A 13787-nucleotide genomic window follows, 5' to 3' on the forward strand; every position below is an offset into this window, starting at 1 on the left:
TGTATAATCGAAATCAAGTCAGACATCGCACAAGTGTACAGCCTCGCGCAAAGAATCCACAGGGTCTGGCGCAGTCGGAATGAACTCGTGCGCCAAGTAACCATCGAAGCCAGTCTCCACAATCGCCCGGCAGATGGCCGGATAGTTGAGCTCTTGATCAGCCCCGATCTCATGCCGACCGGGGACACCGCCCGTGTGATAATGCACGAAGTGCTGTTGGTACTTACGAATGGTGGCGATGATATCGCCCTCCATTATCTGCGCATGGTAGATATCGTAAAGGATGCCGAAATTGGGTGAACCCAGTCTCTTGCACAAAGCAACACCCCACTCGGAATTGTCGAATAGGTAATCCTTATGGTCCACTTTAGAGTTCAAGTACTCCATTGCGATCATCACACCGCGCTTTTCAGCATGTCCCAGAATACGCTTCAGCCCAACCTCGGCATTCGCCAGTCCTTCTTCAGGGTCCATACCGTTTCGGTTGCCAGAAAAGCAGATCAATTTGCGATAGCCGGCATCGGCCACCAAATCGATATGCTCAAGATAACGCGTCACCAGCTCATCGTGATACTCCGAGGCAGCAAAGCCCTTTGCTAAACCGAGTTCAGCTCCCCAGCACATTGAGCAGTGCACTCCATGCGCCTTCAAGGTCGGCCAATCAGCCGGGCGAGCCAAATCAATCGCTGAAAAGCCAAGCCGCTTCACCGCTTGGCAAAGCTCATCAAGTGACAGTTTCCTATAGGTCCAGCGGGCCACGGACTGCTTCAACCTCCCTTTCAGCGAAGCGTGTGATGCTTGAGGCTCGACCGCCCAAGCTGCGCCTAGCCCGGCAGAAGCAAGACCGACACCACCAAGTATTACACTACGCAGCGCTAGGCGCCGACTGACCCTGTATGTTGAGTAGTTCATATATAATTCCTTTCATCAGTAGACCGTCCCCTGAGGCAAATGTGCCTTGAGATACTCCGCGCTACCCCTGATTGACTCTGCCGGGTCGTTAGGGCGGTCGTGCTCAATGATGATTGCACACCAGCCCGAGCGGCAGCGGGCAAAATGGCGGCCCAATCAAGCACGCCCGAGCCTACGTCGGCAAACCCACGTTCAGCCTCGCCCTCCCCCTCCGGCCAATTGTCCTTAGCGTGAATCGAGTACACACGCCCAGAAAGCCGCTCCAACATTTCCGCGGGATCTCGCCCTCCACGCGCCACCCAAGCCACATCAACTTCCGCCTTAAGTGCGGAAACCGCCGATTCAAATAGCAACTCCAGCGCGGTTTTCCCACCGAATTCAACCATCTCAAAGTCGTGATTGTGGTAAGCGAGCAACATCCCGGCCGCCGCCGCCCTCTCAGCCAACTGGCCAAGCTCCCTGCCTAGTGCTATCCAGCCTTGCGCCGTATCAGGTCGCTCCTCCCTTGGCACGGAAGGCACCACCAGCACGCGATTACCAATTGCTTTGTTGAAAGCCACCAGCCCGTCTAAATTGTTGCGCAGCTCGTTTAGCCCCCCATCCAGTCCCCCGACGTACATCCCGATGGTCCGAAGCTCATATTTGTCCAGAAGCGCTTTCAGCTCCTCCGCCGATAGGCTTTGCCTGCCGGAAATCTCCACCAAGCGGACTCCCGCCGCGCGCACCGTTTCAAACTGAGCTTCCTCTGAGGCCATATCCCGCAACCAATGCATATGCATCGCCACGGGCTTATCCTCTGCTTTCCCGCCTTGCTGCGAACAGCCTGAGGGGCCGAAACACGACAAAAAGGCGGCGCACAGCGCGGCCACGGACAGACAGCATTTCTTCATTTGGGGACGGGGTGGGTTTTACTAAGGGAAGCGACCTGAGGGAGAAGGCACTGCCCCTCAAAAGCAAAATAAAACTTCAACAAAACGGCATAATCGCCGCTGCCATTATCACCCCCTCTTCTCAAAGCGAAAGACTACCAGCAGTTTAGTCGCTAAAAAATCGATGCCGGTAGCGAGCAACGAGGCGATAGCCTAAGTCGCGCAATCCCCGTGGTGCCAGCTTGAGCAGTTTACCCCAAAACGCTGCGCTACCGCCGCAGGCCCGCAGCGCCGCCACAAGCGCATCCGTGCGCAACAAAAACTCCGGCTTACCGATTCGCACGCGATCCGGTATAAATACCATCGAATCAAAGTCTTCGCTCGCCTTCGGCAGCAGTTCGTTTTCTCGCAAAAAATCCGGTTCCACGATGGCATCAGGCGTGCCATCAGCGAGCAACGCGCTCGATCTGTCCGGACGCCCTCGCCCAACCAAAGGACCTCCAAATTCCAACATTGGCGGCGTGCCTCGGCCTGCACTCACGCCGATGCCCCCGCCCCAAAGTTCTTCGCCCACCTGCAACGGCGCAAAGCTCAGCCTCCCGCGCGTGTCAGCACGCCTCAACCACCGCACACAAGCCCGACATAGCCCGCACTCGGCGTCGTAAAAAACCGTGCCGCCTCGCTCGGCTAATCGCACGGTAAACTTGGCTGCGTGGTCTCCCCGATTCACAACCCCGCACGCTAACACACGGTTTTGAATCGCAACGCCAAAACGCCCCGCACAAGACTCGCCCGCAACCTATGCAATTCGACTTTACGACCCCGCCCGAGCGCCGCGGCACCGACTCCCAAAAATGGCTCAAGTACGAAAACCGCGACATCCTCCCTATGTGGGTTGCCGACATGGACTTTCGCTCGGCTCCCGCGATTCTCGACGCGCTGCACGCGCGTATTGACCACGGCATCTTCGGCTACGCCCGCCCCTGCCAAAGCACCACCGACGCAGTCGTCGCCGCCATGCAAGACCGCTACGGCTGGCGCATCGACCCGAGCTGGATCGTCTGGCTGCCAGGCCTCGTCTGCGCGCTAAACGTCACCGCGCGCGCCTTTGCCGACGAGGGCGATGAAGTCCTCACCCTCGCCCCGATTTACCCGCCCTTCATGTCCGCCCCAAAAAACGGCGGACGCCACACCGTCACCGTGCCGCTACGGCTCGACGCATCCGGCGCCCCCACCGCGCAGTGGCGCATCGACTGGGACGCGCTCGAAGCCGCCGTCACTCCGCGCACACGCCTCTTCTTGCTATGCAGTCCGCACAACCCGATCGGCCGCGTATGGCGGCGCGACGAACTGGAGCGCATCGCCGAGTTTTGCCTGCGCCACGACCTCATCCTGTGCAGCGACGAAATCCACTGCGACCTGATCCTCGATCCGGCCCTCAAGCACACGCCTAGCGCCCTACTCGGCCCCGAGATCGCCCGCCGCAGCCTCACGCTCATGGCCCCTAGCAAGACCTACAACATCCCGGGCCTCGGCACCTCGCTGGCCATCATCCCCGACGCCGCACTTCGCGCGCAATTTAGCCACGCCGCTACCGGCATCGTGCCCGAAGTCAATGCGCTCGGCTACGCCGCCTGCGAAGCCGCCTACCGCGACTGCGAACCCTGGCGCCAAGCCCTGCTCGATACCCTGCGAACCAACCGCGACCACCTCTGCGACTTCGTCCGCCGCGAGCTTCCCGGCATCGAAATCGAGGCCCCGACTGAAGCCACTTACCTAGCTTGGTTAAACGTCCGCGCACTGGGCCTCAGCGATCCCGTCGCACACTTTGAAAAACACGGCGTTGGCCTGAGTGACGGTGCATTCTTCGGCGCCCCTGCCGGACACTACGTGCGGCTCAACTTCGGCTGCCCGCTCAGCACGCTCGACGAAGCCCTCCGCCGTATAAAAAACGGGATCTGAGTACCGGACGAGCCTTTGGCCCCGCCCGCTTTTTCAAAAAACAAGAACCCGCACAAAAGCCCCTTCAGCGGAGGGGCTTTTAGCGGCAATAGTTCCCGCAGTCCGGGCAGAGCTCCCAAGGAAGCCACCAGAGAAGGAGGCTTCCCGTTTGGGCGATTTTTCCGGTTGACGGGTAGACTCGGCCAAACAGGCGCGGCCCGCCTCACACAGGCCTCACCGAGCGAAACAAGCCGGCGGCGAGTCTACCCCAGCGGTAGACTGCGCCCTTTGTTTGCTATAAAGAACTCCTTCGGCCTGCGTACTGATTGGTCATGAGTATACATGGGAAAGCCCAAGCTGATGCGATGAACCTTCAAACATCACAAACATGTAATGACTCACGCAGAGAAGCAGTAATAATGTCTTTAGTCAAAGGCCGCTTTTTCGGGAAGTACTCTTGAGCCAGATAGCCCTTGTAGCCACTATCTGCAATCGCCCGGCAGATGGCTGGATAATTGAGCTCTTGATCTGGGTCGCCGGGCTCATTTCGGCCGGGAACGCCACCGGTGTGGTAGTACACAAAGTACTCATGGTACTTGCGAATAGTGCCCCTGATATTGCCCTCCATCATCTGCCTATGGTAGATGTCGTAGATCAGCCCAAAGCTGGGCGAGCCGACCCGTTTACACAAGACTACCCCCAGAGCGGCACTGTCAAAAAAGTAGTCAGGGTGCTGCCTAGTGTTGCCCATCGCCATCGCCAACACCACCCCGCGCTTTTCAGCATGCCCGAGAATACGCTTTAAACAATTCTCGGCATTAGTCAGCCCCTCGTCGACATCCATGCCACGGCGATTTCCACCAGCGATGAGCAGGTTCCGGTACCCCGCATCGGCTGCAAGATCAATGGCCTTAAGATAGCGCGCCACCAACTCGTCGTGAACTGACGCCGTCACAAGGCCATTCTCAAAATCCATAGGCCCATCGCAAGCAGATAATGAACTGTCCAGCCCGTGTGCCTTCAATGTTGGCCATTGATAGGGACGGCAATGAGAAATAGCCGAATACCCGATCTGTTTCATCGCCACGCAAAACTCGTCGAGCGTCATTACTCTCCTAAAAGGCCAGTAAGCCACCGAGTGGTTTATCCTGCCTTTGAGCGGAGGATACTTCGCTGGCTGGGCTGGAGCCGCGCGAGAGGGGCTTAGCCCGGCGGCGGCTAAGCCAATACCACCCAGCACCCCGGTACGTAATGCCGCGCGCCGACTGATAGACTGCATCAAAACACTGCCCGCATTTCCTGAGGCTGTACCGACCGTGTCATTATTATATTTTTCTTTCGTCATAATTAAAGATTCCCCAATACTGGAATATTAAAAGGTTATTGGTTTAAAGACAGCAGTAAGGCTTATCAGCTAAACATCGCAAATATGTATAGCCTTAGTCAGTAAGGCTATGAGCTCGGCATTGGTCGGATCCTTTAAAGTCGGAATGAACTCTTGGGAAAAATACCCCTTGTAGCCCACGTCGACAAGTGCCCGACAAACGGCGGTATGGTTCAGCTCCTGGCGGTCGTCTATCTCGCAGCGTCCCGGGACGCCACCCGTGTGAAAGTACACGAAATACTCGTGGAATCTGCGAATGGTCCCGATGACATCACCTCGCGTCAGCTGCATATGGTAGGTGTCGCCAAGCAGCCCAAAGTTGGGCGAGCCCAGCCGCTTGCACAGGCCAACGCCCCAGTCGGGGTTGCTGCAAAGATAGTCCGGAAAGTCTATCCTGTTCGGCATCGACATCACCAACGTAACGCCGCGCTTTTCGGCATGGCCAAGGACGCGCTTCAGGCCAACCTCGGCGTTGGTCAAGGCCTCTTCCAAGTCCATCCCGCGACGGTTGCCCGAGAAGATGACCGTGTTGCGGTAGCCTGCGTCGGCTACAAAATCAATCTGCTTGGTGCAGCGCTCCACCAGCTCTTCGTGTTCATTCGCATTCGCCCAGCCTCTGCTGATATTAATGATGCCGCCCCAACACAAGGAGCAGTCCACTCCATGTTTTTTCAGCGTGGGCCAGTCGTTCGGCGGCACATGGGACGTCGCCGAAAATCCGATCTGCTTGATCGCCACGCAAAGCTCGTCCAGTGGTATCTGTTTGAAAGTCCAACGGACTACCGAGTGTTTTATCCTTCCCTTGAGCGGGGGATAGTCCCCCGACTTGGGAGAGGCCGCAAGGGAGGAACTCACCCCGGAGGCAGCGGCAAGGCCAACTCCGCCCAACACCCCAGTACGCAATGCCGCGCGACGGCTGATAGGACGAGAAAGGCCGCCAGCAATTTCTAAATTTGCACCGGCCGTAGCATTATTATGTTTTTCTTTTATCATAAATAAAAATTCCAAATCAGGAATATCAGGAGGTCATCATTTAGAGGAAGAGGGATAAAAGTGCGGAAATACCAGCAGAGCGGGTAGTGCTTTAATCGTAATTATGGCATTCGTTTGCTGCAAAAAGTTCCTGAAAAGACGCAATTCGCGTGCTTTTTGAGTGTAATAAAAGGATGTGAGGGAGAATCTCCGGGGCATTGTCAACTCGTTGCACAAGCTGCGCAGCCAATGCTGCACCTGAGTAATCGAAAGTTCGAGGCACAGCAATGGAAGCCACGCACAGCGCACAGGCAGCACACGTCGAGTTTTCACTTCGGGGTAAGACAGGGTTTTACTAAGAAAAGCACCACGAGGATTAGTACATTTTACTAAAATTCAAGATTAAATCTGATCAAAATGTCATAATTGCGCTATCTGCCATCATACCACCTTCTTGGTGAGCCGGTTAGCTTCAGAAATAACAGACAAAAGCTCAATTGAATGACGCTTCTTCCGGGTAGGCGTTGCGTCCGGCTCAATTTCAGCTGCTCGCGCAGCACACTCGACGAAGCCCTCCGCCGCATAAAAAACGGGGTCTGAACAGTATGGGCAAGCTTTGGCGCGGGCCCGCACATGTTCATACGTGCGTATACACACTGCATCCCACCCAAGCTGTCACATAAAATAAAGCCCCTCCCCATTGAGCCCCCTGAGGAGTGAATCGCCAGGAGAGTGGCTTTCCATTCAGGCGAATTTTGGGGTTTACGAGTGAGTTGTGACCCGCGGATAGCACGGAGCGTGTTGTTGTGCGCAAGCAGGGTGCGGTAAGTCGCTACGGGGTGAGTAGACCGGCCGCTCGCTAGTCGCACATTGGAACTCAGCAACCCGGGCCAGCGTAATCCGAGAAAGATCAGCCTTCGGCGAGCTGCTCATCGTTTTTGCACGGTGGAAAAATCCTCCACGTACAGGCCGAATAGCCGACCAGTAGATCGGATTAAATCTTGGATTCCAGATAGATAAGAAAACTTCTACTACGCCGTATCAGCGAGTTTTCAAAAGCTAATTATTTCACGGTGAGGCTTGACGGCTACTCATTCAATCAAGATTGAGACCAGTTCTTTTTTAAAGAACACACCAAACCGAACATGACCGACACCTCACAAACCATTTCCACGATCCAGCCCCGGACCAGCGTAGCTCGCACCGCCGCGGCATTAATGGCGCTCTTGGCCGCTGGCTTCCTCGCCCAAACTCCGGCATCGCTCTCGGCCGCACGGAGCGGCAGCAATGATGCGGCTCTCGATCTCGCCGATGCGGACCAGATTCACCACCTCGACCCGATGAGCGTGCAAGCCAGCGATGGCTACCACGCCCCGCGCTCCATCAGTGCTACACGTACGGACACCGCGATTGAGGACATCCCACAGTCGGTCAGCGTAATCCCGGCCCAAGTACTCGAAGATCTCGACGTCGCCCGCATTGACGCCGCGCTGGATTTCGCCGGAGGCGTAGTGCGTGGCAATGACTTCGGCGGGCTACAAATCTCCAGCTACAACGTGCGGGGCTTCAGCACAGGCGAGATCTACCGCAACGGTTTTCCCGCTAACCGTGGTACCAGTGCTTCTCCCGACTCCGCCTCGATTGAGCGCGTCGAAGTCCTCAAAGGCCCCTCCTCCGGCCTCTACGGCCGATCCGATCCGGGCGGGCTCGTCAACATCGTGACCAAGCGTCCGCAGCAAGACGCGTTCACCAACGTACGACTCTCGGCAGGCAGCTGGGATCGCTATCGCAGCGCACTCGATATCAACCACCCGCTCAATGCACGCGGCACCGTGCTCACGCGCCTCAACCTGGCCGTCGAGGACAACGGCAGCTTCCGCGAATACGTGAAACAGCAACGCCAAGTCATCGCCCCCAGCCTGACTTGGCACATAAACGATAAAACCCAGATCCAGGTGGATGCGGAAATCGTGCGCAACGACTCCACATACGACCGCGGTATCACTCCCGTAAACGGCAATATAAAAGGAATGAGTATCAGGCGATTTTTGGGAGAGCCCAACGATGGCATGTCGCGCAATAATAATCAATCACTCCAAGCCGCACTCATTCACCAACTCGGGCAGAATTGGAAAGTCCGACTCGGCCACCAAAACTGGCACGGCCACCTGCGCAGCAAAGCCGCCGAAAACCGTCAGCCTGCTGGCCCTGATTTTGATGTGATACAACGCCGCAGGCGCGACCGTGATTTCGAGTGGCATGGGAATATGACACACCTGGATTTCATAGGGAGCTTCACACTTGCGGGCATGTCTCACCAGTTATTGCTTGGCATTGAGCACGAAGACTACAGCAGCAGCTCTGACTTTTTTCACAGTAATTACGACCCGAACTACTCATTAAATATTTATAACCCTGTTTATGGCGCGCCCAAACCGCCAATCGCTTCACATACCAGCAGTTTATCAACGACGGAAATCTGGGGCTTCAATATCCAGGACCAAGTTCAGATCACAGAGAGACTGCGTGCGCAACTAGGCCTGCGTTTTGAGGACTACAAACTCGAAGGCTATAACCGCATCACCGGTGCCATTAATACGCCCCAGAAAAAGGATGCCACTACGCCAAGGCTCGGCTTCGTATACGAAATCCTGCCAGAGCTAAACGTATTCGCCAGTGCCTCCAAGTCATTCAAACCCAATGGAGTAGACGAACTCGGAAATTCGCGCAAGCCGCAGGAAGGGGTTGGTTACGAAATCGGCACCAAGTTTGGACTCTTTGACGGGAGATTGGGTGCAACCTTCGGGCTGTTTCATATTACAAAAGAAAACGTACTTACCAGCAACCCTGATTATCCGGCGTCTAGTATCGTACAACAAATCCCGATCGGCGAGCAGCGCAGCGAAGGTTTTGATATGCAAATCGCCGGCAGCCTGACAAGGTCGCTGCGCCTCATTGCTGCTTACGCCTATATCGATGCCGAGGTAAGCAAAAGCAACACCCCCTCGCTCCCCGTGGGACGAGATCTCCAGGGTATCCCGCGACACAGCGGAAGCTTGATGGGAGTATACCAAATCCAAACTACTGTACTAAAAGGCTCGGAGATTGGTGCCTCTGTAAACTATGTCGGTGAGCGGCCCACGGGTACAGATGTCAACCGTTTGATTGTGTCTGACTATCTGACAGCGGGCCTATTCCTGCGCTACAGGCCCAATGCCAACATCAGTATCGGGCTGAATGTAAATAATCTATTCGATAAACAATACTACGACAAATTTCACAGCACCACATGGATAGTCCCTGCCGCCCCGCGCAACTTTAGTTTGAATATCAGTCTCAGGTTGTGAGGCCGATGTAAACCCACCCGCTCAAGTCGATCGGTTAATCGAGTAAACCGCTCTCAACGACTAACCCACATGTCACAATGAAAGTCCGATGCACTCTCGCCGCCCTTCTGTTAAGTGCCGTCGCCACGGCTCAAGCCCTTGCCCACGGGTTTTGGATCGAGCCGCGCTATGGTCGGCTCGAAGCCACTTTTGGCCACGGTCCTGCCGTCGAAGCTTACCCGAGCGAAAACCTCGTGGGTGCTTGGGGCTACGATATCGATGGCCGCGCGATCAAGATCGATATCCAGCGCACGGACACGCATGCGCTGCTCGTTCCGCGCACGGCCCCCGCGGTCGTCGTGGCCTCGCTGGATGCCAAGTTTTTCCGACCCGAAAATACCTCTGCCAAAAACATTAAAAACGCGATAATCGTCCTGCGCGAAGGTGCACGCTTCGATCAGATCAGGGACATCCGACTCCTGCTCGTGCCCGAGGTTGATCCGCTGAAAGTCGGCGCCGGAAATCCCCTACCCATTCGCGCCTACATCGATGGCAAGCCCGCCGCCGGAGTCCGCCTGATGAGTGATTATCGCGGCGTAGGGACGGTCGCGCTCAGCGCAGGTGAGGAGTCTCCCACGACCGATGCCGAAGGCCGCACCCGCATTGTTGTGCGCAACCCCGGACTAAACGTCATCGCGGGCTTCATCGCCGAGGAAGATGCCAGTGGAAACCGCGGTTTCCTGCACACGACCTTGGCCTTCCTCGGGCAGCCCTATGAGCACGACTAAACGGGCCGCCAATTCCGGATTAATCGCAGGGGCTTGACGCCTTCTGTAGGGTCGGTGGCTCCGCCGTCCGGGCGGCGCGACTATTCTTACTGCCAGCCGCTCCGCGACTTGTGGCTAGGCCGAAACCACAAAGCCGCCGGCCGCGAGCCCACGGCGCGAGCAGTGCGCAGCACCCAAAGTCGGAGCGGGAGCTCACACACTTTTACACAAGCAAACACTCATGAAAACCCACACCCCACTCACACAGGGAGACTCGATAACTGCCGCAAAGGGCCCAGTGCTCCGACGCGCTCGCATCAGGCCCGCGCTGCTGCGCACGCTATGCGCCACCAGCATCTTCGCTGGGGCCGCCATGGTGCCAAGCGCACACGCAGCGGCTCGAGGCAACGACGCGCTCGACCTGATCGATGCCGATGAGATCGTGCATCTGGACTCGCTCAGCGTGCAGGGGCGCGACGAAGTCGGCGCAGGCTGGCGCCCTACCCGCTCGTCTACCGCCACGCGCACCAACGTTCCGCTCGAAGATGTGCCTCGCGCCGTCAGCGTCGTCACTGCCGAGGTGATGGCCGATCTCGGTGAAGAGCGTATCGACCGCGCGCTTGATTTCGTGGGCGGTGTCACACGCGGCAACGACTTTGGCGGGATGAACATCTCTGGCTACAATGTGCGCGGCTTTACCACGGGCGCCATGTATCGCAACGGCTTTAGCTCGGGAAAGGGCACCAACAGCCAGCCGGATGCGGCGACTCTCGAACGCGTCGAGGTGCTCAAGGGCCCGGCCTCCGGCCTCTTTGGTCGCGGCGAACCTGGCGGGCTCGTCAACCTCGTCACCAAGCAGCCGCGCGCCGAGCGCTTCACGCGGATCAGCAGTAGCGTCGGCAGTTGGGATCGCTACCGCGCCACGCTCGACACCAACTCGCCGCTCAACGCCAGCGGCAGTCTGCTGGGCCGCTTCAACATGGCACTCGAAGACAACGGCAGCTTTCGCGATTTCATCGAAATCCAGCGCTACGTCTTCGCGCCGAGCCTGAGCTGGCAAATCACCGCGAAAACGCTGCTCCTCATCGACGGCCAATACGTGCGCAACGACAACGTCTTCGACCGCGGCATCCCCGCAATCGACGGGCATTTTGGGCAAGTGCGGATCAAGAACTTCTACGGCGAGCCCTCCAGCGGCAAAATCAAAAACAAAAACCAATCGCTCCAAACCAGCCTCGAGCACCAACTTAACGAGCACTGGAAACTGCGACTGGCAGGCCAGTTTTACCACGGCCACCTGCAAGGGGCCGCGACCGAGCCCAGCGCACCGCTCGCCGCGACGCCGCACATCGTGCGCCGCTTCTACCGCGTACGAAACTTTGAGTGGCAAGACCTCCACAACCACGCCGAGGTACACGGCCAGTTCAGTCTCTTTGGCTGGGAGCACCAGGTCCTGATCGGTGTCGAGTATGAGCTCTATCGCTCCGACATGATCTACCCCGCCACGGGCTCCACCAATGCGTATGGAGTCGATATTTTTGAGCCCTCCAAAGACCACGGAAAACCGCCCCCCGCTTTCACAAGCCTGTCCGACAGTTTCGCCCGCGAGGAGAGCTACGCGATCAACATCCAAGATCAGATTTACTTCACACCAAACCTCATCGGCTCGCTCGGGCTCCGCTACGACTCGGTCGAAACCTCCAGCCAAAACCGCGTCACCGGCAACCGCAGCAGCTACGACCGCGATGCGACCGTCCCGCGCGCCGGACTCCTCTACAAATTTACACCGCAAGTCAGCGCCTTCGCCAACGTCTCGCGCTCTTTCAAGCCCAACGGTGTCGACTCCAACGGCGAGGTCTACGCCCCCGAGAAAGGCATCGGCTACGAAGTGGGCAGTAAGCTTAACCTCTTCGGCGGGCGGCTCGGCGCGACGCTCGGCTTTTTTCAAATCACCAAAGAAAACGTAAAAACACCACACCCCGACCCGCTAGTCATCGATAGCATCACTGTCGGCGAGCAGCGCAGCCGCGGCTTCGACATGCAGGTCAGCGGCAAGCTCACCGACGCGCTCCGGCTTATCGCTGCCTACGCTTACATCGACGCCAAGGTCACCCGAGACAACCGCGCCAACTACACTGGCAACCGCCTCGCGGGCGTGCCCCTGCACAACGCCAGTCTCTTCGCCGTTTACGAGCTCCCGCACGGCTTCGAGATAGGCAGCGCCTACACCCATACCGATGCGCGCAAGGCCAACGTCACCAGTGATTTTGAGCTCCCCGGTTACCAAACCGTAGACCTCTTTGCCCGCTGGCGCGTAAACGGGCGAGTCAACCTCACGCTCAACCTCTACAACCTTTTCGACAAAGAGTACTACGCGCGCGGCTGGGGCACTTGGGCGGGTGTCCCGGGCGATCCCCGCAGCTTCAAGCTCACCGCCAACCTCAAGTTCTGAGGCGGGCGCAGAGGTGGAGAGAAAGTGAGAACCCGCTCGGCAAAATTGATCGGTTCACCAAAAAAACGACACCGCGCCGCGCTCCCTTTTGCGCAAAACCACGCCCCCCCCCTCTCGCTGCAAAAGCCGCTCCCGATTTTCGGAGCGGCTTTTTTTTGGCACCGAGCACGCTTCGCAATGAAGCCAGCATCCCCCCACGCCAAGCCTCTCGCAGACAAGCCGCGTACTCCGTCAGGGATTGCCCACAATCCCCAGCCCCATCACCAAGGAAGCCGTCCATGACCCACCGCCCTATTTTCACATCCGCAATCCTGATGGCCTGCTGCGCCTACAGCAGCGCAGTGGCGCAAACGGGGTCGAGTCAATCCGCAGAACTGGCACGCGACCTGGGCCGGGCCGCTGCCAAGGTTGAGCATGCCGCACGGGCATACGCCCCCGAGACTCCCGAGCACGGGGAACTGCAATATTGGGCTCTAGCTTTCAGGATGCTGGAGCAAGATCCGGCAAAGGCCGATAACGGCACCGGCAAGGGATTCTACCGGCTGGGGGAATTTTTTGAAAACGGGCTGGATAGCCTCAAGCCAGACCTGCGCGAAGCCATCCACTGGTACCGGAAAGCCGCCACCCAGCACAATCACCTCCATGCCCAATTGACTCTGGGGCTGATCTACCTTGCAGAAGTCAAACGAGGCGTCACCGGCTCCGCCTCAAACTACGCCGAGGCCGCCCGCTGGCTGCGAAAAGCCGCAGACCAAGGTCACCCCGAAGCCCAGGTGCTCCTGGCGGTGATGCACCTCGAAGGACTGGGCGTCAGGGAGAGCGAGTCCGAAGCAGAAGCATGGCTCGAAAAAGCCAATCAAGACGGCCTCGCGGTCAGCAAAGACGCCCTGCGTGAAAGACTGCAAATCACCCCCTTCCGCGACTGGGATTTCGCCCAATGGAGAGTTTGGCGCTAATCGTCCACAAAACTACGCCGACAACACTGCCCGCGCCCTGCGCGAGCAAAGTAGAAAACAGTGCGTGACTCCCGAGTCGTGCGAGCGGGGGCGCAGCCCGTTTTCATTGGCGAAGCGTCGCTGCCGCTTCGTCTTTGTCGCACAAATCACCCAATTCGGACCCCAGCGCGCGCGAAAAGGGCACAAAACAATGCGTGCTTCCAGGCCG

Annotated in this window: 10 protein-coding genes and 1 pseudogene; 5 read left to right on the top strand and 6 right to left on the bottom strand. The window is 57.7% G+C overall.

Annotated elements, in window-relative coordinates; all coding sequences use genetic code 11:
• Positions 1-18: 18 nt before the first annotated feature.
• The 4 genes and pseudogenes from AXK11_RS03400 to AXK11_RS10400 form a co-directional block, all read right to left on the bottom strand.
• Complete coding sequence (locus AXK11_RS03400) at positions 19-912, bottom strand: hydroxypyruvate isomerase family protein (protein WP_068629339.1); 894 nt, start codon at positions 910-912, stop codon at positions 19-21.
• A complete protein-coding gene (locus AXK11_RS03405; RefSeq protein WP_082780832.1) occupies positions 909-1802 on the bottom strand; it encodes a sugar phosphate isomerase/epimerase family protein in 894 nt (297 codons plus the stop codon). The genes AXK11_RS03400 and AXK11_RS03405 overlap by 4 nt, the downstream gene beginning before the upstream one ends.
• A gap of 145 nt (positions 1803-1947) precedes the next feature.
• On the bottom strand, positions 1948-2295 hold the full coding sequence (locus tag AXK11_RS09680) for a thiol-disulfide oxidoreductase DCC family protein (protein WP_156469177.1): 348 nt from the start codon (positions 2293-2295) through the stop codon (positions 1948-1950).
• Between the two features lie 72 nt (positions 2296-2367).
• Positions 2368-2529, bottom strand: a pseudogene (locus AXK11_RS10400) (DCC1-like thiol-disulfide oxidoreductase family protein); the annotation flags it as partial.
• Between the two features lie 53 nt (positions 2530-2582).
• On the opposite strand from AXK11_RS10400, the gene AXK11_RS03415 reads away from it, so the two are divergent.
• Positions 2583-3743, top strand: a complete 1161-nt coding sequence (locus AXK11_RS03415; RefSeq protein ID WP_068629343.1) for a MalY/PatB family protein — start codon at positions 2583-2585, stop codon at positions 3741-3743.
• A gap of 352 nt (positions 3744-4095) precedes the next feature.
• Here the strand turns inward: AXK11_RS03415 and AXK11_RS03420 are convergent, their stop codons facing one another.
• Together AXK11_RS03420 and AXK11_RS03425 are read right to left on the bottom strand one after the other, a co-directional pair.
• A complete protein-coding gene (locus AXK11_RS03420) occupies positions 4096-5001 on the bottom strand; it encodes a TIM barrel protein (RefSeq protein WP_068629344.1) in 906 nt (301 codons plus the stop codon).
• 135 nt (positions 5002-5136) lie between these two features.
• Positions 5137-6099, bottom strand: a complete 963-nt coding sequence (locus AXK11_RS03425; protein WP_082780846.1) for a hydroxypyruvate isomerase family protein — start codon at positions 6097-6099, stop codon at positions 5137-5139.
• Between the two features lie 1124 nt (positions 6100-7223).
• Between AXK11_RS03425 and AXK11_RS03430 the strand changes: the two genes are divergently transcribed.
• The 4 genes from AXK11_RS03430 to AXK11_RS03445 all read left to right on the top strand — a co-directional run bounded on the left by AXK11_RS03430 (position 7224) and on the right by AXK11_RS03445 (position 13579).
• Entirely contained in the window at positions 7224-9425 is a 2202-nt protein-coding gene (locus tag AXK11_RS03430; protein WP_197456788.1) for a TonB-dependent siderophore receptor, read from the top strand.
• Positions 9426-9502: 77 nt separating this feature from the next.
• Complete coding sequence (locus tag AXK11_RS03435) at positions 9503-10192, top strand: DUF4198 domain-containing protein (protein ID WP_068629345.1); 690 nt, start codon at positions 9503-9505, stop codon at positions 10190-10192.
• 352 nt (positions 10193-10544) lie between these two features.
• Positions 10545-12623, top strand: a complete 2079-nt coding sequence (locus AXK11_RS03440; RefSeq protein ID WP_068629430.1) for a TonB-dependent siderophore receptor — start codon at positions 10545-10547, stop codon at positions 12621-12623.
• A 278-nt stretch (positions 12624-12901) separates the two neighbouring features.
• On the top strand, positions 12902-13579 hold the full coding sequence (locus AXK11_RS03445) for a tetratricopeptide repeat protein (protein WP_082780834.1): 678 nt from the start codon (positions 12902-12904) through the stop codon (positions 13577-13579).
• Positions 13580-13787 lie beyond the last annotated feature (208 nt).

The organism is Cephaloticoccus primus (assembly GCF_001580015.1).
GTDB classification, from domain to species: Bacteria; Verrucomicrobiota; Verrucomicrobiia; order Opitutales; family Opitutaceae; genus Cephaloticoccus; species Cephaloticoccus primus.